The sequence below is a fragment of the Oceanobacillus sp. FSL W7-1309 genome, from assembly GCF_038002145.1.
GTDB classification, from domain to species: domain Bacteria; phylum Bacillota; class Bacilli; order Bacillales; family Amphibacillaceae; genus Oceanobacillus; species Oceanobacillus profundus.
The window spans coordinates 1,597,240-1,617,167 of record NZ_JBBOBX010000001.1; the positions used below are offsets into that span (position 1 = coordinate 1,597,240).

Genomic DNA, 19,928 nt, shown 5'->3' on the forward strand with positions numbered 1-19,928 from the left:
TTTTCTTTTTTGTGCCTGTCGATGTATATGGTGCAAGAGAGGTATCTTCGATTGAATTAAGTTTTATATATTATCTGGAGGTAGTTTGCTTTCAGGTATCTTCTAATTTTAAATATAACTAAGAAGTAGGTGCCCAAATGTCTGAGCATTACTTTTCTAATAAACCTCAATCTAAAACTTTACCAAAAACATGGACGTACCAACTAAGAGGAAAAAAATATACGTTTACAAGTGATGTTGGCGTGTTTTCAAAAAACGAAGTCGATTTTGGTTCGAGACTTTTAATAGAGCAATTTCAGGAGCCAAGTGTTCCTGGCGATCTATTGGACCTTGGTTGTGGTTATGGTCCAATTGGAATCGCGCTTGCGAATGATTTTGTTAATCGCCAAGTTGTGATGGTGGATGTAAATGAGCGTGCGCTTGCGCTTGCTGAGAAAAATGCGACTATCAATAATCAAATAAACACTGAGGTTATCCAAAGTGATCGTTTGTCAGGTTTGCCTGGACGGAAGTTCGCGGCCATCCTCACGAACCCGCCGATTCGAGCGGGAAAGCAAGTGGTTCATCAAATGTTTGAGGATTCGAAAAAAGCTTTGCTTCCGGATGGTCAATTATGGGTGGTTATTCAGAAGAAGCAAGGAGCACCTTCGGCGATGGATAAGATCGAGGACTTGTTTGGAAATGTAGATGTTGTTATCAAAAGTAAAGGATACTATATATTAAGAGCTTTAAATGTTTGACCACATAGAATTAGTGTGGTAAGATTGGAAGATGGTAACATGGGGATTCTTTTGTCAAGGGAATCTTTATAAAATATGGGACGTATATTTGATTGCTGAACGGCAACACTGGTAGAATCGGAAAAAATGCAGGGTTTTATAATAAAGCCTTTTTTCTAGTTTACCAAAATAAATGCTATGTGTACAACTAGTATTTGTTGTATTGCTTTCAAATGCTGGTGAAGGGTAAGAGATGTGAAACACTTCAACGGCACGCTGGCAAGCATGTTCCATGAATTTCAATGCTTTAAAATTTGTTCGGCATATTGCTGAGCGAAAAGTTTAGCTAGGTAGATAGGATAGTGAAAAGCTTACTATTTACATCAATGCAACGAAGGTATTTACTTAAATAATTTGTGAATGCCTAAGTTTTGAAAAGTTAGGTTCGAAAAACAAAACTGAGAATCACTTTTTCTCGTATTGTTTTTTTCTAAATATGATTCTCTTTTTGTCAGACAGCGACAAAAAGACACGATTTAAGGGGTGAAGCAGTTGACAGGTCAACTAGTTCAGTATGGACGGCACCGCCAGCGCAGGAGCTATGCACGTATCAGTGAAGTTTTAGAATTACCGAATCTAATCGAGATTCAAACCGCTTCATATGAATGGTTCCTCGAAGAAGGCTTAAGAGAGATGTTCCAGGATATTTCTCCAATTGAAGATTTTACAGGAAACCTATCACTTGAGTTTGTAGATTACAGTTTAGGTGAGCCGAAGTATCCTGTAGATGAATCAAAGGAAAGAGATGTTACGTACAATGCTCCGCTTCGCGTGAAGGTTCGTTTAATTAATAATGAAACCGGTGAAGTGAAAGAACAGGAAGTATTTATGGGAGATTTCCCACTTATGACAGATACAGGTACATTTATTATTAATGGAGCTGAACGAGTTATCGTTTCACAGCTCGTACGTTCACCTAGTGTCTACTTTAATGAAAAAATCGATAAAAATGGTAAGCGTGGTATTGCTGCTACCGTTATTCCGAATCGTGGTGCATGGCTTGAGTTCGAAACGGATGCGAAAGACATTGCATATGTCCGCATTGATCGTACACGTAAATTACCAATTACAGTATTGTTACGTGCATTAGGCTTTGGCACAGATCAGGAAATCGTCGATCTATTAGGCGAGAATGAATACTTACGAAATACACTTGAAAAAGATAATACAGAGACCACAGAAAAGGCATTATTGGAAATCTATGAGCGTTTACGCCCGGGTGAGCCACCTACAGTGGAGAATGCGAAAAGCTTACTAATTTCCCGTTTCTTTGATCCGAAGCGTTATGACCTTGCACATGTTGGTCGTTACAAGATGAATAAAAAGCTTCATATTAAAAACCGTCTGTTCAATCAGATTTTGGCTGAGTCTATTGTTGATCCTGAAACAGGAGAGGTTTTAGCTGAAAAAGGTGAACGATTAGAACGGAAACTATTAGATAAAATTCTTCCGTATTTAGAAAGGGAAGAAGATCGTTTCGGCGAGCGAATTCTTGAACCGAACGATGGTATTTTAGAAGATGAAATCAATATTCAGTCCGTTAAAATTATGGATCCAACTGATCCGAGCGGTGAGCGTGAATTAACTGTAATCGGAAATGGCGGCGTAACAAAAGAAGTTAAAAATATAACGCCAGCAGATATTTTAGCTTCTATTAGCTATTTCTTTAATCTGCTTTACAAGGTTGGGGACACAGATGATATTGACCATCTTGGAAACCGCAGACTTCGTTCGGTTGGTGAGTTGTTGCAAAATCAATTCCGTATCGGATTATCTCGTATGGAGCGAGTTGTACGTGAAAGAATGTCAATTCAGGACACGTCAAGCGTAACTCCACAACAGTTAATTAATATTCGTCCAGTAATTGCTTCAATTAAAGAGTTCTTCGGTAGCTCTCAGCTTTCGCAATTTATGGATCAGACAAACCCATTAGGCGAATTGACGCATAAGCGTCGTCTATCAGCGCTAGGGCCAGGTGGTTTGACGCGTGAACGCGCTGGTTTCGAAGTTCGTGACGTTCACTATTCTCACTATGGTCGTATGTGTCCGATTGAAACGCCGGAGGGGCCAAACATTGGATTGATTAACTCTCTGTCAAGCTATGCAAAGGTAAATAAATTTGGTTTTATTGAATCGCCATACCGTCGTGTAGATCCGGAAACCGGTGAAGTAACGATGAAAATTGATTACCTAACAGCAGATGAACAAGATAACTATATCGTGGCACAAGCAAACGCGAAACTTGATGAGAACAATAAATTTGTTGATGCTGAAGTGATCGCTCGTTTCCGTGAAGACAATATCATTGTTTCCCGTGATAAGATTGATTACATGGATGTATCGCCGAAACAGGTAGTTTCTGCTGCGACAGCTTGTATCCCGTTCTTGGAAAACGATGACTCTAACCGCGCATTGATGGGTGCGAACATGCAACGTCAGGCGGTTCCGTTAATGAAGCCTGAAGCACCAATTGTGGGCACTGGTATGGAGTATGTAAACGGGAAAGACTCTGGAGCTGCGGTAATTAGCCGTGGTGAGGGTGTTGTGGAACGTGTAGAAGCGAAGGAAATTGTTATCCGTCACATTTCGGAAGTTGACGGTAAAGAAGTTCAAGGTGACGTTGTTCACTATAAGCTGCAAAAATACAAACGTTCGAACCAAGGAACTTGTTATAATCAACGCCCTATCGTTAGTGAGGGTGACCGCGTAACAAAGGGTGAGGTACTTGCTGACGGGCCTTCAATGGAAGATGGAGAGCTTGCTTTAGGTCGTAACGTTCTTGTTGGATTTATGACTTGGGAAGGTTATAACTATGAGGATGCGATCATCATGAGTGAAAGACTCGTGAAAGACGATGTATATACATCCATCCACATTGAGGAATTTGAGTCCGAAGCCCGTGATACAAAGCTTGGACCGGAAGAAATAACAAGAGATATCCCGAACGTTGGGGAAGACGCACTGAAGAACCTGGATGAGTATGGAATTATCCGTGTCGGTGCAGAAGTAACGGATGGAGATATTCTAGTTGGTAAAGTAACACCTAAAGGGGTTACGGAATTATCTGCAGAGGAAAGACTATTGCATGCTATCTTTGGCGAGAAAGCTCGTGAAGTGCGTGATACGTCCTTACGTGTTCCACATGGTGGAGGCGGTATTGTACTGGATGTTAAAATCTTCAATCGTGAAGATGGAGACGAACTGCCACCAGGTGTTAACCAGTTGGTTCGTGCGTATATTGTACAAAAACGTAAAATCCATGAAGGGGATAAAATGGCCGGTCGTCACGGTAACAAAGGGGTTATCTCCAAAATTTTACCGGAAGAAGATATGCCGTTTTTACCAGATGGTACACCAATCGACATTATGCTTAACCCACTTGGCGTTCCGTCACGTATGAACATCGGACAAGTGTTTGAGTTACATTTAGGAATGGCTGCTAGACAGCTTGGTATCCATGTTGCAAGTCCTGTATTTGATGGAGCAACAGAAGAAGATGTATGGGAAACACTTGAAGAAGCTGGTATGCCAAGAGATGCGAAAACAATTCTTTATGACGGCAGAACTGGAGAAGCGTTTGATAACCGTGTGTCTGTAGGGGTCATGTACATGATCAAACTTGCGCACATGGTTGATGATAAGCTTCACGCACGTTCAACTGGACCTTACTCACTTGTAACACAGCAGCCACTTGGTGGTAAAGCACAATTTGGTGGACAGCGTTTTGGTGAGATGGAGGTTTGGGCATTAGAGGCTTACGGTGCGGCGTACACACTACAGGAAATTCTTACTGTGAAATCGGATGATACAGTAGGACGTGTGAAAACATACGAAGCAATTGTGAAAGGTGATAATGTTCCAGAACCAGGAGTACCAGAATCTTTCAAGGTACTAATCAAGGAATTACAAAGTCTTGGTATGGATGTTAAAATGCTTTCGAGCGATGAACAAGAAATCGATATGCGTGAACTAGAAGAGGAAGAAGTTCAGGCGGCAACAAAGCTTAATATCGATGTAGAAGAGAATTAATGACACAATCCAGAATTGGTTCCAGGGTCTTTTCAAGGGCCCTCTGAACCGTTCTGTTGTATATAATTATTTTTACATGAATCCAGAGGTAAAATTGCACATTAAAAAGGGAGGATTGCCCCTTGTTAGATGTAAATAATTTTGAGTATATGAAAATAGGTCTTGCTTCACCAGAAAAAATCCGTTCTTGGTCTTACGGTGAAGTGAAAAAACCAGAAACAATTAACTATCGTACGTTAAAGCCAGAAAAGGATGGCTTGTTCTGTGAGCGTATTTTTGGACCACAGAAGGACTGGGAATGTCATTGCGGGAAGTACAAACGCGTGCGCTATAAAGGCGTAGTTTGTGATCGTTGTGGTGTTGAAGTGACGAAGGCGAAAGTTCGCCGTGAACGCATGGGTCATATTGAACTTGCTGCACCTGTTTCCCATATCTGGTATTTTAAAGGAATTCCAAGTCGAATGGGCCTTGTGTTAGATATGTCTCCGCGTGCGTTGGAAGAGGTTATTTATTTCGCTGCGTATATCGTTACAGATCCAGGCGGCACTCCTTTGGAGAAAAAACAGTTATTATCGGAAAAAGAATACCGTGCTTATTATGATAAGTATGGCAATACATTTAAAGCACAAATGGGTGCAGAAGCGATTCGTAAGCTTCTTCAGGATATTGACCTTGAAAAAGAAGTAGATGCATTGAGAGAAGAACTAAAATCAGCACAAGGGCAACGAAGAACACGAGCAATCAAACGTTTAGAAGTGATGGAAGCATTCCGTCATTCTGGTAATGATACGAGTTGGATGGTATTAGATGTTCTTCCGGTTATACCACCAGAAATTCGTCCGATGGTACAATTGGATGGTGGACGTTTCGCAACTTCCGACTTGAACGACTTGTATCGCCGTGTAATTAATCGTAACAATCGTTTGAAACGCTTATTAGATCTTGGAGCACCAAGCATTATTGTGCAAAACGAAAAACGTATGCTTCAAGAAGCGGTTGATGCATTGATCGATAATGGTCGTCGCGGCCGTCCGGTTACAGGACCAGGTAATCGTCCATTGAAATCCTTATCTCACATGTTAAAAGGGAAGCAAGGACGTTTCCGTCAAAACTTACTTGGAAAACGTGTGGATTATTCCGGACGTTCCGTAATCGTTGTAGGTCCAAACCTAAAAATGTACCAATGCGGACTGCCTAGAGAGATGGCATTAGAGCTTTTCAAACCATTTATCATGAAAGAGCTCGTAGAACGAGGTCTTGCGCATAACATTAAATCAGCTAAGCGTAAAATTGAACGTGTACATCCTGATGTATGGGATGTATTGGAAGATGTGATTAAGGAGCACCCTGTTCTCCTTAACCGGGCACCAACCTTGCACCGATTAGGTATCCAAGCATTTGAACCGACATTGGTAGATGGTCGTGCAATTCGTCTGCATCCACTAGTATGTACTGCTTATAACGCTGACTTTGATGGTGACCAAATGGCTGTTCACGTACCTTTATCAGCAGAAGCGCAAGCAGAAGCTCGTATTCTAATGCTTGCTGCTCAAAATATCTTAAACCCGAAAGACGGGAAACCGGTTGTAACACCGTCACAGGATATGGTATTAGGAAACTATTACTTGACGCTTGAGCGTGAAGATGCTGTCGGTGAAGGAAGTATCTTTAAAGATGCTAACGAAGCGTTTATTGCATATCAAAACGGTTATGTTCACTTGCATACGCGTGTGGGTGTAGATGCCTCTAGTCTTCATAACAAGACATTTACAGAGGAGCAAAACAGCCAAATAATGCTAACGACGGTTGGTAAGTTAATTTTCAATGAAATCTTACCAGAGTCATTCCCGTATATTAATGAACCGTCCAAAACAAATCTTGAGGAAAAAACTCCAGAGCATTATTTTGTAGAACGCGGCGCTAATATTAAAGAGGAAATTAAAAAACGCGAAATAATCAAACCGTTTAAGAAAGGCTTCTTAGGCGATATTATCGCAGAAGTATTTAAACGATATAAAATCACGGAAACGTCTAAAATGCTTGACCGAATGAAGGATCTTGGATTTAGCTATTCAACAAAAGCTGGTATGACAGTTGGTATTTCGGATATCGTTGTATTGGCTGAAAAAGAAAAGATCTTAGATGAAGCACAAATAAAAGTAGACAAAGTACTAAAGCAATTCCGTCGTGGGTTGATTACCGAGGAAGAGCGCTATGATCGAGTTATTTCGATTTGGTCTCAAGCGAAAGATGTCATTCAAGATAAATTGATGGGTTCATTAAGTAATCGAAACCCAATCTTTATGATGAGTGATTCTGGAGCGAGGGGTAACGCTTCTAACTTTACACAGCTTGCAGGTATGCGTGGACTTATGGCCGACCCGGGTGGACGTATCATTGAGATCCCGATTAAATCAAGTTTCCGTGAAGGTTTAACAGTACTTGAGTACTTTATTTCAACACACGGTGCACGTAAGGGACTTGCGGATACAGCACTAAAAACTGCTGACTCTGGTTACTTAACAAGACGACTTGTTGATGTAGCGCAGGATGTTATTATCCGTGAAGCAGATTGTGGAACTGATCGTGGCTTGTCCGTGTCTGCATTAGTCGATGGTTCGGAAGTCATTGAACCACTACTCGACCGTTTGATTGGCCGAACTGCTTTCATGAATGTAAAACATCCAGAAACAGGAGAGCTGATTGTCGGAAAGAACGATCTGATTACAGAAGACCAAGCGAAAGTAATTGTGGAAGCAGGTATTGAAGAGGTAACGATTCGAACTGCGTTTACATGTAATACGAAACATGGTGTTTGTCAGAAATGTTATGGCCGCAACCTAGCAACAGGTGCTGATGTGGAAGTAGGAGAAGCTGTAGGTATTATTGCAGCTCAATCGATCGGTGAGCCAGGTACACAGCTTACAATGCGTACGTTCCATACCGGTGGGGTTGCCGGAGACGATATTACACAAGGTTTACCGCGTATTCAAGAATTATTTGAAGCACGTAATCCAAAAGGGCAAGCAGTAATTACTGAAATTGATGGTACTGTTCTAGAATTTAAAGAGGTCAAGGATAAGCAAGAGGTTGTTATCCAAGGCGCTGTTGAGCAACGCTCGTATGCAGTTCCATACAACGCTCGCATGAAGGTTACAATCGGAGATACAGTTGTAGCCGGACAAGAGCTCACTGAAGGTTCTGTTGATCCAAAAGAACTCCTTCGTATAAAAGGTGTAGACGGTGTTCAAGATTACTTGCTTCGTGAAGTGCAACGCGTTTACCGTATGCAAGGGGTAGAAATTGGTGATAAGCACGTAGAAGTAATGGTTCGTCAAATGCTTCGTAAAGTTCGTGTTAATTCTGCTGGTGATACTGACGTTTTACCAGGTTCCTTACTTGAATTACACCAATTCAAAGATGCCAACCATACCGTGCTAAACACTGGCGGAGACCCGGCAACAGGTCGACCGGTATTACTTGGTATTACAAAAGCATCTCTTGAAACAGACTCATTCCTTTCTGCCGCATCATTCCAAGAAACAACTCGTGTTCTTACGGATGCAGCAATTAAAGGAAAACGCGATGAATTACTCGGCTTAAAAGAAAATGTTATTATCGGTAAACTGGTTCCAGCAGGTACTGGAATGCAACAATACCGAAGCATTAAAGCAGATATGGATCGTCCAGAGGAAGTGCAAGTTGAAGAAGAAACAGAAACAGTTCAATAATAACGGCTGTTTAAGTTAACGTGATGATTCTAGTCCGTTCCTGATTAAAGAATTGATAGAAGCTAAACAAGTAAAAAAATCGGGATCACCAAAAAATATAGCCATTTATATGTTGACATTAAAAAACGAGAATGGTACTATATTCAAGGTGCTCCCGTTATACTTGTTACTTTGGAGGATAGCAAAATGTCTTATGAAAAAGTGACAAAGCTCAAGTCAAGTATAATCGTTGGGAAGAAGCAAACACTGAAAGCCATGAAAAATGGTGAGGTAAGTGAAGTGTATATTGCTGAAGATGCTGACAAGCAATTAACACAAGAAGTAGTCAGTCTGGCAATTGAACAAGGTATACCATATCAGCGTGTGGATTCCATGAAAAAGCTTGGTGCCGCTTGTGGCATTAAGGTAGGTGCAGCAACAGTAGCGCTTAGGAAATAACTATTTTAGTGTGTCAAATCACTAAAATCTTATTTTTTACCTAAATATGAACCACCTGGATGTGTGGTATTACAATCGGTGTTCAGGAAGATCTGATTGCTGATTTTAATTTAATAATTTAATTTGGAAGGGAGGACATCAATAATGCCTACTATTAATCAGTTAGTCCGCAAAGGACGTGTTAGTAAAGTAAAGAAATCCGATTCACCAGCACTTAACAAAGGGTACAACAGTTTCAAAAAGAGACTTACGGACCAAAGCTCTCCACAAAAACGTGGTGTTTGTACACGTGTTGGTACACTAACTCCAAAGAAACCGAACTCTGCACTTCGTAAATATGCGCGTGTTCGTTTATCAAATAACATGGAAGTAACTGCATATATCCCAGGTATCGGACACAACTTACAAGAACATAGTGTTGTACTAATTCGTGGTGGTCGTGTAAAAGACTTACCAGGGGTACGTTACCACATCGTTCGTGGTGCACTTGATACTGCAGGAGTAGAAGGACGTATGCAAGGACGTTCTAAATACGGTACGAAAAGACCAAAAGAGAAAAAATAAGCTTTAAAATATAATAGATAGGAAAGGAGGATACTAGTATGCCTCGTAAAGGACCAGTGCCAAAACGTGATGTATTGCCAGATCCGCTTTATAATTCAAAATTAGTAACTCGTTTGATCAATCAAATTATGATTGATGGTAAACGTGGGAAAGCACAAAAAATTCTTTATAATGCGTTTGAACTAGTTGCTGAAAGAAGCGGTCAAAACGCAATGGAAGTTTTTGAGCAAGCTATGAAAAACGTAATGCCTGTACTTGAAGTTCGTGCCCGCCGTGTTGGTGGTTCTAACTACCAAGTACCAGTTGAGGTTCGCCCTGAGCGTCGTCAAGCATTAGGATTACGTTACATCGTTAACTATTCACGTCTGCGTGGAGAGAAAACAATGGAAGAGCGTCTTGCTAATGAAATCTTGGATGCTTCTAACAACACAGGAGCTGCTGTTAAGAGACGTGAAGAAATGCATAAAATGGCAGAAGCGAACAAAGCATTCGCTCACTACCGTTGGTAATATAAATCTAACAAAAGCTTTTAAGAGGAAGGAGAAGAATACATGGCTAGAGAGTTCTCCTTGGAAAAGACGCGTAATATTGGGATTATGGCGCATATTGATGCAGGTAAAACCACTACTACTGAGCGTATTCTTTTCTATACAGGACGTATTCACAAGATTGGTGAAACACATGAAGGTGCTTCACAAATGGACTGGATGGAGCAGGAGCAGGAGCGTGGAATTACAATTACTTCCGCTGCAACAACTGCTGCTTGGAAAGAACACCGCATCAACATCATTGATACACCTGGACACGTAGATTTCACAGTTGAAGTTGAGCGTTCATTGCGTGTACTTGATGGAGCTGTTACAGTTCTTGATGCACAATCAGGTGTAGAACCACAAACAGAAACGGTATGGCGCCAAGCTACAACGTACGGTGTACCACGTATCGTTTTCATTAACAAAATGGATAAAACAGGTGCAGACTTCTTGTATTCTACTGGAACATTGAAAGATCGCTTGGGTGCAAACGCACATCCGGTTCAGATGCCAATCGGTGCTGAAGATCAATTCAGCGGCATTATCGATTTAATCACGATGGAAGCTTATTCTTATAAAGATGATTTGGGTACACTTTCTGAGTCAAGTGAGATCCCGGCAGAATTGGTAGAACAAGCTGAAGAATTACGTGGTAACTTAATCGAAGCTGTCTCTGAAACTGATGAAGAGCTGATGATGAAATACCTTGAAGGAGAAGAAATCTCTAACGAGGAATTAAAAGCAGCGATTCGTCAAGCAACACTAAATGTTGAATTCTACCCAGTATTCTGTGGTTCAGCATTTAAAAACAAAGGTGTTCAATTGATGCTTGATGGTGTTATTGACTATCTTCCAGCTCCAACAGATGTACCTCCAATCGAAGGTATCGTGCCTGGAACTGAAGAAGCTGTATCTCGTCCATCATCTGATGACGCACCATTCTCTGCTTTAGCATTTAAAGTTATGACAGATCCATTTGTTGGAAAGTTAACTTTCTTCCGCGTATACTCTGGAACGTTAGATTCAGGCTCTTACGTGAAGAACTCCGTTAAGGATAAGCGTGAACGTGTAGGACGTATCCTTCAAATGCACGCAAACTCCCGTGAAGAGATTTCTACTGCATATGCAGGTGAAATTGCTGCTGCGGTTGGATTAAAGGATACATCTACCGGGGATACACTATGTGATGAAAAAAATCTTGTTATTTTAGAGTCCATGGAATTCCCAGAACCAGTTATCTCGGTTGCTATTGAGCCAAAAACAAAAGCTGACCAAGATAAAATGGGTACTGCTTTAGCTAAATTAGCTGAAGAGGATCCAACATTCAGAACTGAAACAAATCCAGAAACTGGTCAAACAATTATCTCTGGTATGGGTGAGCTTCACCTTGATATTATTGTTGACCGTTTGAAGCGCGAATTTAAAGTAGAAGCAAACGTAGGTGCACCTCAGGTTGCATACCGTGAAACGTTCCGTCAAGCTGCTGAAGTTGAAGGTAAATTCGTACGTCAGTCTGGTGGACGCGGACAATTCGGTCACGTTTGGATCAAATTCGAGCCTAACGAAACAGGTGCTGGATTTGAATTTGAAAACAAAATCGTTGGTGGTGTAGTACCACGTGAATACATTCCTGCAGTTGAGCAAGGTGTATCAGAAGCGATGGATAACGGTGTATTAGCTGGATTCCCACTAATCGACGTAAAAGCAACATTATTCGATGGAAGCTATCATGATGTTGACTCCAACGAGATGGCATTTAAAGTAGCTGCATCAATGGCATTAAAAGCTGCTAAAAACAAATGTAATCCTGTCCTTCTAGAACCAATGATGCGAGTAGAAATCGTAATTCCGGAAGAGTACATGGGAGACATCATGGGTGATGTAACATCACGTCGTGGACGTATTGAAGGTATGGAAGCACGCGGAAACGCACAGCTTGTTAAAGGTTTTGTACCATTAGCAGAAATGTTTGGTTACGCAACTGCCCTACGTTCAAATACACAAGGTCGTGGAACATACACAATGACATTCGACCATTATGAAGAAGTGCCGAAAAGCATTTCTGAGGAAATTATCGAGAAAAACACAGGTAAATAATTGATTTTTTCCTTAATCTAACGTATAACAATTAGTATAAAGGCTAAGGGATAACTTGAAGTTGTTACTTCTTAGTTGATTATATAATTTTAAAAAAACACTTTTATTTATTTAAAGGAGGAACTATAAATGGCTAAAGAAAAATTCGATCGCTCCAAAAGCCACGTTAACGTTGGTACTTTAGGACACGTTGACCATGGTAAAACTACATTAACAGCTGCTATCACAACTGTACTTGCAAAACACGGTGGTGGGGAAGCTCGTGGCTATGACCAAATTGATGGTGCACCAGAAGAAAGAGAACGTGGTATCACAATCTCAACTTCTCACGTAGAATACGAAACTGAAACTCGTCACTATGCACACGTTGACTGCCCTGGTCACGCTGACTATGTTAAAAACATGATCACTGGTGCTGCACAAATGGACGGAGCTATCCTAGTAGTATCTGCTGCTGATGGCCCAATGCCACAAACTCGTGAGCACATCCTTTTATCTCGTAACGTTGGGGTACCAGCTTTCGTAGTATTCCTTAACAAAACAGATATGGTAGATGATGAAGAGCTTCTTGAATTAGTAGAAATGGAAGTTCGCGATCTATTAACTGAGTACGATTTCCCTGGTGATGATGTACCAGTAATTAAAGGTTCTGCACTTAAAGCTCTAGAAGGCGATGCAGAATACGAAGAAAAAATTCTTGAGTTAATGGCTGCAGTTGATGAGTATATCCCAACTCCAGAACGTGACAAAGAAAAACCTTTCATGATGCCTGTTGAGGATGTATTCTCAATCACTGGTCGTGGAACAGTTGCAACTGGTCGTGTTGAGCGTGGAGAAGTTAAAGTTGGAGATGAAGTTGAAATCATCGGTCTTGCTGAAGAAGCAAGCAAAACAACTGTAACAGGTGTTGAAATGTTCCGTAAGCTTCTTGACTATGCTGAAGCTGGTGACAACATTGGTGCACTACTACGTGGTGTGTCTCGTGATGACATCAACCGTGGTCAAGTACTAGCTAAGCCTGGTACAATTACACCACACACAAACTTCAAATCTGAAGTTTATGTATTATCAAAAGAAGAAGGCGGACGTCATACTCCATTCTTCTCAAACTATCGTCCGCAGTTCTATTTCCGTACAACTGACGTAACTGGAGTTATCCAACTTCCGGAAGGCGTTGAAATGGTAATGCCTGGCGATAACATTGAAATGACAGTTGAACTAATTTCACCAATCGCTATCGAAGAAGGAACTCGTTTCTCTATTCGTGAAGGTGGACGTACAGTAGGTTCAGGTGTTGTATCTACAATCGAAAAATAATAAGTTTTTCTATGAAAACAGGTGACGTGACGACGTTACCTGTTTTTTTGCATTTTGCACGCTTGCTTACCTTGCTATCGGAACATTGTACGCAAAATATATAAACTTCGAACTAATGTGTATTAAGAGATTGTGCGTATACCGCTCCGGAAACACACTACGCTTTCCGCGGGTGACCCGTGAGCCTTCTTGAACTACGTTCTGCGAAGTCTCACTCTGGCCACGTATCCCGCAGGAGTCTTCGTGTGTTTCCTCCGCTAGTGCTGGTTCACTGGCTATACTGACATGATTTATCAAAATAAAAATGTTGTTCTAACCAGTCCGGGTGAGCGTAGGGCGGTGACTCCTGTGGGAACAGCACGTGTCTGAAGACTCGCAGGAAGTGGTTTTCTTCCGCAGAGGCTGAAGCCGTGCCCACGGAAAGCATCCGCCCGGAGCGATCCCGGACGGCGATTGTTCCACAGATTAAGCAAATAATCACTAGTTCGGATTTTCTTTCAAATACCAATCAAGTTCATCCAATATGCTATCTGTCAAAGAAACGCAAAAAACTTCTGTATATCTAAAAAACTTTCTAGAATAACTTGCAATCATTAGGGCACATATGTATAATATAGAAATGCGCAAACGACTATGTGAAAATAGTGGTTGCAAAGACTAGACATTTTTAGTATACTAATAATGTTGGTCATAAGGCGATGATGTGAAAGGTTGTTGGCACACCCGGCCCCTTTGCCATGGCGGGGTGCTAAGAAATTTTCGCGGAGAATGTCTATAATAATATGGGCGAGAAGGAGGGAAAATAATGGCAAAAGAGAAAATCAGAATTCGTTTGAAAGCATATGATCACCGTATTTTAGATCAATCTGCTGAAAAAATCGTAGATACTGCGAAACGTTCAGGTGCTAAAGTGTCTGGTCCGATTCCATTACCTACAGAGAAATCAATCTATACTGTACTTCGTGCGGTGCACAAGTATAAAGATTCTCGTGAACAATTCGAAATGCGTACACATAAACGCTTAATCGATATTGTTGAGCCAACACCAAAAACAGTTGATGCATTAATGCGTCTTGACTTACCATCTGGTGTGGACATTGAAATCAAATTATAAAATCGTGTTTAATATAGGAGGTGTAACGGATGACGAAAGGAATCTTAGGTCGTAAAATCGGCATGACTCAGCTTTTTTCTGAAAATGGAGAGTTAGTTCCAGTAACAGTAATACAGGCTGAGCCCAATGTAGTTTTGCAAAAAAGAACATTAGAAAATGATGGTTATGAAGCAATACAAATCGGTTTTGCTGATAAAAAGGAATCACGTACGAATAAAGCGGAAAAAGGTCATGCTGAAAAAGCAAGCACAGCCCCTAAGCGCTACGTTCGTGAAATCCGTAACGCAAATCTTGACGAGTATGAAGTAGGTCAAGAGATTAGTGTAGAAGCTTTCCAAGCTGGAGACAAAATTGATGTAACTGGAACTTCCAAAGGTAAAGGATTCCAAGGATCAATCAAACGTCACGGACAGAGTCGCGGACCAATGGGTCACGGATCTCATTTCCACAGATCTTCAGGTTCTATGGGTGCAGCAGCTTATCCAGCTCGTGTATTCAAAGGTAAAAAATTACCAGGACAAATGGGTTCTGAGCAAATCACAATCCAAAACCTTGAAGTAGTAAGTGTAGATGCAGAACGTAATCTACTATTAATTAAAGGTAATGTACCTGGTGCAAAGAAATCATATGTGAAAATCACAAGTGCATTAAAAGGTAACTAATCACACATACGAAGGGAGGATATGTCATGCCTAAAGTAGCACTTTTAAAACAAGATGGAAGTAATGCTGGAGAATTCGAATTAAACGATTCCGTTTTCGGTATTGAGCCAAATACACATGTATTACATGAAGCAGTAGTGATGCAACGCGCATCTATGCGTCAGGGTACTCACGCGGTAAAAAACCGCTCTGAAGTTCGCGGCGGTGGTCGTAAACCATGGCGTCAAAAAGGAACTGGTCGTGCTCGTCAAGGATCTATTCGCTCACCACAATGGGTTGGCGGTGGAACTGTGTTCGGACCAACTCCACGCAGCTACAGCTATAAACTACCAAAGAAAGTACGTCGTTTAGCACTTAAATCTGCATTGTCTTCTAAAGTAAAAGAAGATAGCTTAGTTGTTTTAGATAGCATTGCAATTGATGCTCCGAAAACAAAAGAAGTTATTAAAATGTTAGACGCGCTAAGCGTTAATGCAAAAGCATTGATCGTGACTGCTGAAACAGACGAAACAGTAATTCGTTCTGCTAACAACCTTCAATCTGTAAAGGTATTGACTGTTGATGAAATCAATGTACTCGACTTGCTTGCGCATGACAAGCTGATCATTACAAAAGATGCAGCTGAAAAAGCAGGGGAGGTGCTTGCATAATGAAAGACGCACGCGATATAATTAAACGCCCTGTCATTACAGAGAATTCCGCTGATTTAATGGCAGAGAAAAAATATACGTTTGAAGTATCCCCGAAAGCAAACAAAACTGAAATCAAAGATGCTGTGGAAGTTATCTTTGGTGTCAAAGTAGAAAAAGTTAACACAATGAATGTTAAAGGTAAGTTCAAGCGGATGGGTCGTTACGGCGGGTATCGCTCAGATCGCAAGAAAGCTATCGTACAGCTTACAGAAGACAGCAAAGAACTGGACTTCTTTGAAGCATAATCTAAAAAATTCGTGAAGGAGGGAAAAAGATGGCGATTAAAAAATTTAAACCAACCTCAAACGGTAGACGTAACATGTCTGTGCTAGATTTTGCAGAGATTACTACGGATACTCCGGAAAAATCCTTGTTGGCACCTTTAAGTAAACGTGGTGGTCGTAATAACCAAGGTAGATTAACTGTTCGTCATCAAGGTGGCGGTCATAAGCGTCAATATCGTATCATCGATTTCAAACGTGATAAAGATGGTATACCAGGACGCGTTGCTACAATTGAATATGATCCAAACCGTACAGCTAATATTGCTCTAATCCATTACGCAGATGGAGAAAAGCGTTATATCTTAGCTCCAAAAGGACTTAAAGTAGATCAAGTAATTGAATCAGGTGTAGATGCAGATATCAAAGTTGGTAATGCACTTCCACTTGTAAACATCCCAGTAGGTACAATCATTCACAACATTGAATTGAAGCCAGGACGCGGTGGACAAATCGCTCGTTCAGCTGGAGCAGAAGCTCAAATTCTTGGACGTGAAGAAAAATACACGCTTGTACGTCTAGCATCAGGCGAAGTTCGCATGATCCTTTCTACTTGCCGTGCATCCATTGGCCAAGTTGGTAACACGGAACATGAACTAGTTCGTGTAGGTAAAGCAGGTCGTTCACGCTGGAAAGGTATCCGCCCAACAGTTCGTGGATCTGTAATGAACCCTAACGATCACCCGCACGGTGGTGGTGAAGGACGCGCACCTATCGGACGTAAGTCACCAATGTCACCATGGGGTAAACCGACACTTGGTTACAAAACGCGTAAACGTAACAAACCATCTGATAAGTATATTGTTCGTAAACGTAAAAAATAAACGTAAAGTAAGGACGGGAACTAATGCCCGTCTGCAACTCTGGAAGGAGGTTTATTCATGGGTCGTAGCTTGAAAAAAGGACCTTTTGCAGATGACCATCTAATGAAGAAGATTGACAGCCTAAACGAAGGTGAAAAGAAACAAGTTATTAAGACTTGGTCACGTCGATCTACAATTTTCCCAACATTCATCGGTCACACAATTGCTGTTTATGACGGACGTAAACATGTACCAGTTTATATTACAGAAGATATGGTCGGACATAAATTAGGTGAATTCGCGCCAACTCGTACGTACAGAGGGCACGCTGCCGACGATAAGAAAACAAGACGCTAATAAGAGAGGAGGTACTAAGGCATGCAAGCTAAAGCCGTTGCGAAATCAGTTCGTATTGCTCCTCGTAAGGTTCGTTTAGTAGTTGATCTAATTCGAGGAAAAAATGTTGGCGAAGCAATTGCGATTCTACGCCACACACAACGCGGTGCTTCTCCAGTAGTAGAGAAAGTTCTAAAGTCTGCTGTAGCAAACGCAGAACATAACTATGAAATGGATGCAGATAATCTAGTGATTTCTGAAGCATTCGTAAATGAAGGTGCTACATTGAAACGTTTCCGTCCACGTGCACAAGGACGCGCAAGTAAAATTAACAAACGCACAAGCCACATTACAGTTGTGGTAACTGAAAAGAAGGAGGGATAGTCAGTGGGTCAAAAAGTGAATCCAACAGGTCTTCGCGTAGGTATCATTAAAGACTGGGAGTCAAAATGGTATGCTGGTAAAGACTATGCAGACTTACTACATGAAGATATTAAAATCAGAGAATATCTTGAAAACCGCTTAAGCACAGCTGCTGTTTCTTCTATCGAAATCGAACGTGCAGCTAACCGTGTTAATATTACAATTCATACTGGTAAGCCAGGAATGGTAATTGGTAAAGGCGGTTCAGAAGTTGAAGCTTTACGTAAATCATTAAATAGCTTGACAGGTAAAAGAGTTCACATCAATATCGTTGAAATCAAGAAAGTTGATCTAAACGCTAAATTGGTAGCTGACAACATTGCTCGTCAATTAGAAAACCGTATTTCTTTCCGTCGTGCTCAAAAGCAAGCAATTCAACGTGCAATGCGCGGAGGAGCTAAAGGAATTAAAACACAAGTATCCGGACGTCTTGGTGGAGCAGATATCGCTCGTGCGGAACATTATAACGAAGGAACAGTACCACTACACACTTTGCGTGCTGATATTGATTATGGTACAGCAGAAGCTGATACAACTTATGGTAAATTAGGTGTTAAAGTGTGGATCTATCGTGGAGAAGTCCTTCCAACTAAAAACAAATAAATAAGGGAGGGTGCTCATTACTATGTTAATGCCTAAACGTGTTAAATATCGTAGACAACATCGTGGTAAAATGAGAGGCCAAGCAAAAGGCGGTACAACAGTTGCTTTTGGTGAGTTTGGTTTACAAGCAACAGAGGCTTCTTGGATTACAAGCCGTCAAATTGAGGCAGCTCGTATTGCAATGACTCGTTACATGAAACGTGGTGGTAAAGTTTGGATCAAAATTTTCCCAGACAAACCATACACTGCTAAACCGCTCGAAGTTCGAATGGGTTCCGGGAAAGGTGCTCCTGAAGGATGGGTAGCAGTAGTTAAACCAGGAAAAATTATGTTTGAAATCGCAGGTGTATCCGAAGAGGTTGCTCGTGAAGCATTAAGACTTGCTTCTCACAAACTGCCGATTAAAACTAAATTTGTAAAACGTGAAGAAATTGGTGGTGAAAGCAATGAAGGCTAATGAAATAAGAGATCTAACCACTGCCGAAATTGAACAAAAAGTTAAATCATTAAAAGAAGAACTATTTAATTTGCGTTTCCAACTTGCTACAGGTCAGTTGGAAAACACTGCACGTATCCGTGAGGTACGTAAAGCAATCGCACGTATGAAAACTGTAGTACGTCAACGTGAATTAAGCGTAAATAACTGATTCTACAGAGAGGAGGTTAGCCTCAATGACTGAGCGTAATAATCGTAAAGTTTACACAGGACGTGTTGTTTCCGACAAAATGGATAAAACAATCACTGTTCTAGTTGAAACATATAAATTCCATAAATTATATGGAAAACGTGTTAAGTATTCGAAGAAATTCAAGGCGCATGATGAAAACAACCTTGCAAAAACAGGAGATGTTGTTCGTATCATGGAAACTCGACCACTATCAGCTACGAAGCGTTTTCGTCTAGTTGAAGTAACAGAAGAAGCCGTTATTATATAATTAAAGTTCGCTCGGAAGGTATCCGAAGGGAGGTCACAGTGTTATGATTCAACAAGAAACTCGTTTAAAAGTTGCAGATAACTCTGGTGCTCGTGAAGTATTAACCATCAAAGTATTGGGTGGATCAGGACGTAAAACTGCTAATATTGGTGATGTAATTGTTTGTACTGTAAAACAAGCAACACCAGGCGGCGTTGTCAAAAAAGGCGAAGTTGTAAAAGCGGTAGTTGTACGTAGTAAATCTGGTGCACGTCGTAAAGATGGATCTTATATCCGTTTTGATGAAAATGCTGCCGTAATTATCCGTGATGATAAAAGTCCAAGAGGAACACGTATTTTTGGACCAGTTGCGCGTGAATTACGTGATGCTAAATTCATGAAAATCGTATCTCTAGCTCCAGAAGTTCTATAATTGTTGTTCATATGAAGGGAAAAGACCACGAAGTTCGACGCAGATAAGCTCTGTATTCGGGATGGCAGTTACAATGATAACCCGTTAACTGTGATATTCAGGAAACGTAATGTTTTGAAGAACAATAAAGCATATCGCCAGAATTTCGATGTGTCATTTTTACCAACAGTTTCGAACA

The 19,928-nt window shown here is 41.0% G+C and carries 20 protein-coding genes; all 20 read left to right on the forward strand.

Annotation, left to right across the window (positions count from 1 at the left end; translation table 11 throughout):
* The first annotated feature begins 137 nt into the window (after window positions 1–137).
* The 20 genes from NST46_RS07385 (at window position 138) to rplN (ending at window position 19,750) form a co-directional block, all read left to right on the forward strand.
* Window positions 138–740 carry a class I SAM-dependent methyltransferase gene (locus NST46_RS07385; protein WP_251661000.1) on the forward strand — a complete coding sequence of 201 codons (603 nt, stop codon included), beginning with the start codon at window positions 138–140 and terminating at the stop codon, window positions 738–740.
* A gap of 531 nt (window positions 741–1,271) precedes the next feature.
* Complete coding sequence (rpoB, locus tag NST46_RS07390; protein ID WP_118890044.1) at window positions 1,272–4,808, forward strand: DNA-directed RNA polymerase subunit beta; 3,537 nt, start codon at window positions 1,272–1,274, stop codon at window positions 4,806–4,808.
* Between the two features lie 122 nt (window positions 4,809–4,930).
* A complete protein-coding gene (gene rpoC, locus NST46_RS07395; RefSeq protein WP_341136995.1) occupies window positions 4,931–8,539 on the forward strand; it encodes a DNA-directed RNA polymerase subunit beta' in 3,609 nt (1,202 codons plus the stop codon).
* 186 nt (window positions 8,540–8,725) lie between these two features.
* On the forward strand, window positions 8,726–8,977 hold the full coding sequence (locus tag NST46_RS07400; protein WP_095313566.1) for a 50S ribosomal protein L7ae-like protein: 252 nt from the start codon (window positions 8,726–8,728) through the stop codon (window positions 8,975–8,977).
* A gap of 144 nt (window positions 8,978–9,121) precedes the next feature.
* Entirely contained in the window at window positions 9,122–9,541 is a 420-nt protein-coding gene (gene rpsL / locus NST46_RS07405) for a 30S ribosomal protein S12 (protein ID WP_095313564.1), read from the forward strand.
* 38 nt (window positions 9,542–9,579) lie between these two features.
* Window positions 9,580–10,050 carry a 30S ribosomal protein S7 gene (gene rpsG, locus NST46_RS07410; protein WP_095313562.1) on the forward strand — a complete coding sequence of 157 codons (471 nt, stop codon included), beginning with the start codon at window positions 9,580–9,582 and terminating at the stop codon, window positions 10,048–10,050.
* 42 nt (window positions 10,051–10,092) lie between these two features.
* A complete protein-coding gene (gene fusA / locus NST46_RS07415) occupies window positions 10,093–12,171 on the forward strand; it encodes an elongation factor G (protein WP_118890045.1) in 2,079 nt (692 codons plus the stop codon).
* A 129-nt stretch (window positions 12,172–12,300) separates the two neighbouring features.
* Window positions 12,301–13,488 carry an elongation factor Tu gene (gene tuf, locus NST46_RS07420; RefSeq protein ID WP_095313559.1) on the forward strand — a complete coding sequence of 396 codons (1,188 nt, stop codon included), beginning with the start codon at window positions 12,301–12,303 and terminating at the stop codon, window positions 13,486–13,488.
* Window positions 13,489–14,293: 805 nt separating this feature from the next.
* Window positions 14,294–14,602, forward strand: a complete 309-nt coding sequence (gene rpsJ, locus NST46_RS07425; RefSeq protein WP_095313553.1) for a 30S ribosomal protein S10 — start codon at window positions 14,294–14,296, stop codon at window positions 14,600–14,602.
* A 29-nt stretch (window positions 14,603–14,631) separates the two neighbouring features.
* The gene (gene rplC / locus NST46_RS07430; protein WP_095313552.1) at window positions 14,632–15,264 is read left to right on the forward strand and encodes a 50S ribosomal protein L3; all 633 of its coding nucleotides are present in this window, start codon (window positions 14,632–14,634) and stop codon (window positions 15,262–15,264) included.
* A 26-nt stretch (window positions 15,265–15,290) separates the two neighbouring features.
* Window positions 15,291–15,914: a 50S ribosomal protein L4 gene (rplD, locus tag NST46_RS07435; protein ID WP_095313550.1), complete on the forward strand. Its 624-nt coding sequence runs from the start codon at window positions 15,291–15,293 to the stop codon at window positions 15,912–15,914.
* A complete protein-coding gene (gene rplW / locus NST46_RS07440) occupies window positions 15,914–16,201 on the forward strand; it encodes a 50S ribosomal protein L23 (protein WP_095313549.1) in 288 nt (95 codons plus the stop codon). The genes rplD and rplW overlap by 1 nt, the downstream gene beginning before the upstream one ends.
* A gap of 29 nt (window positions 16,202–16,230) precedes the next feature.
* Window positions 16,231–17,061, forward strand: a complete 831-nt coding sequence (rplB, locus tag NST46_RS07445; RefSeq protein ID WP_095313547.1) for a 50S ribosomal protein L2 — start codon at window positions 16,231–16,233, stop codon at window positions 17,059–17,061.
* A gap of 57 nt (window positions 17,062–17,118) precedes the next feature.
* Window positions 17,119–17,397: a 30S ribosomal protein S19 gene (gene rpsS / locus NST46_RS07450; RefSeq protein ID WP_095313546.1), complete on the forward strand. Its 279-nt coding sequence runs from the start codon at window positions 17,119–17,121 to the stop codon at window positions 17,395–17,397.
* Between the two features lie 21 nt (window positions 17,398–17,418).
* Window positions 17,419–17,760: a 50S ribosomal protein L22 gene (gene rplV, locus NST46_RS07455; protein WP_095313544.1), complete on the forward strand. Its 342-nt coding sequence runs from the start codon at window positions 17,419–17,421 to the stop codon at window positions 17,758–17,760.
* A gap of 3 nt (window positions 17,761–17,763) precedes the next feature.
* Window positions 17,764–18,402: a 30S ribosomal protein S3 gene (gene rpsC / locus NST46_RS07460; protein WP_095313542.1), complete on the forward strand. Its 639-nt coding sequence runs from the start codon at window positions 17,764–17,766 to the stop codon at window positions 18,400–18,402.
* Between the two features lie 22 nt (window positions 18,403–18,424).
* Window positions 18,425–18,859, forward strand: coding sequence for a 50S ribosomal protein L16 (rplP, locus tag NST46_RS07465; RefSeq protein WP_026680240.1), 435 nt, complete (start codon window positions 18,425–18,427; stop codon window positions 18,857–18,859).
* A complete protein-coding gene (gene rpmC / locus NST46_RS07470; protein ID WP_087975050.1) occupies window positions 18,849–19,049 on the forward strand; it encodes a 50S ribosomal protein L29 in 201 nt (66 codons plus the stop codon). The genes rplP and rpmC overlap by 11 nt, the downstream gene beginning before the upstream one ends.
* A 25-nt stretch (window positions 19,050–19,074) precedes the next feature.
* The gene (rpsQ, locus tag NST46_RS07475; RefSeq protein ID WP_095313540.1) at window positions 19,075–19,338 is read left to right on the forward strand and encodes a 30S ribosomal protein S17; all 264 of its coding nucleotides are present in this window, start codon (window positions 19,075–19,077) and stop codon (window positions 19,336–19,338) included.
* 43 nt (window positions 19,339–19,381) lie between these two features.
* A complete protein-coding gene (gene rplN / locus NST46_RS07480) occupies window positions 19,382–19,750 on the forward strand; it encodes a 50S ribosomal protein L14 (RefSeq protein ID WP_095313539.1) in 369 nt (122 codons plus the stop codon).
* Window positions 19,751–19,928: the final 178 nt, after the last annotated feature.

What these genes read in the sequence shown, in the direction of transcription:
- NST46_RS07385 (WP_251661000.1), top strand. Translation starts at nt 138, where the DNA reads ATGTCTGAGCATTACTTTTCTAATAAACCTCAATCTAAAACTTTACCA.
- NST46_RS07400 (WP_095313566.1), top strand. Translation starts at nt 8,726, where the DNA reads ATGTCTTATGAAAAAGTGACAAAGCTCAAGTCAAGTATAATCGTTGGG.
- rpsL (WP_095313564.1), top strand. Translation starts at nt 9,122, where the DNA reads ATGCCTACTATTAATCAGTTAGTCCGCAAAGGACGTGTTAGTAAAGTA.
- rpsG (WP_095313562.1), top strand. Translation starts at nt 9,580, where the DNA reads ATGCCTCGTAAAGGACCAGTGCCAAAACGTGATGTATTGCCAGATCCG.
- fusA (WP_118890045.1), top strand. Translation starts at nt 10,093, where the DNA reads ATGGCTAGAGAGTTCTCCTTGGAAAAGACGCGTAATATTGGGATTATG.
- tuf (WP_095313559.1), top strand. Translation starts at nt 12,301, where the DNA reads ATGGCTAAAGAAAAATTCGATCGCTCCAAAAGCCACGTTAACGTTGGT.
- rpsJ (WP_095313553.1), top strand. Translation starts at nt 14,294, where the DNA reads ATGGCAAAAGAGAAAATCAGAATTCGTTTGAAAGCATATGATCACCGT.
- rplC (WP_095313552.1), top strand. Translation starts at nt 14,632, where the DNA reads ATGACGAAAGGAATCTTAGGTCGTAAAATCGGCATGACTCAGCTTTTT.
- rplD (WP_095313550.1), top strand. Translation starts at nt 15,291, where the DNA reads ATGCCTAAAGTAGCACTTTTAAAACAAGATGGAAGTAATGCTGGAGAA.
- rplW (WP_095313549.1), top strand. Translation starts at nt 15,914, where the DNA reads ATGAAAGACGCACGCGATATAATTAAACGCCCTGTCATTACAGAGAAT.
- rplB (WP_095313547.1), top strand. Translation starts at nt 16,231, where the DNA reads ATGGCGATTAAAAAATTTAAACCAACCTCAAACGGTAGACGTAACATG.
- rpsS (WP_095313546.1), top strand. Translation starts at nt 17,119, where the DNA reads ATGGGTCGTAGCTTGAAAAAAGGACCTTTTGCAGATGACCATCTAATG.
- rplV (WP_095313544.1), top strand. Translation starts at nt 17,419, where the DNA reads ATGCAAGCTAAAGCCGTTGCGAAATCAGTTCGTATTGCTCCTCGTAAG.
- rplP (WP_026680240.1), top strand. Translation starts at nt 18,425, where the DNA reads ATGTTAATGCCTAAACGTGTTAAATATCGTAGACAACATCGTGGTAAA.
- rpmC (WP_087975050.1), top strand. Translation starts at nt 18,849, where the DNA reads ATGAAGGCTAATGAAATAAGAGATCTAACCACTGCCGAAATTGAACAA.
- rpsQ (WP_095313540.1), top strand. Translation starts at nt 19,075, where the DNA reads ATGACTGAGCGTAATAATCGTAAAGTTTACACAGGACGTGTTGTTTCC.
- rplN (WP_095313539.1), top strand. Translation starts at nt 19,382, where the DNA reads ATGATTCAACAAGAAACTCGTTTAAAAGTTGCAGATAACTCTGGTGCT.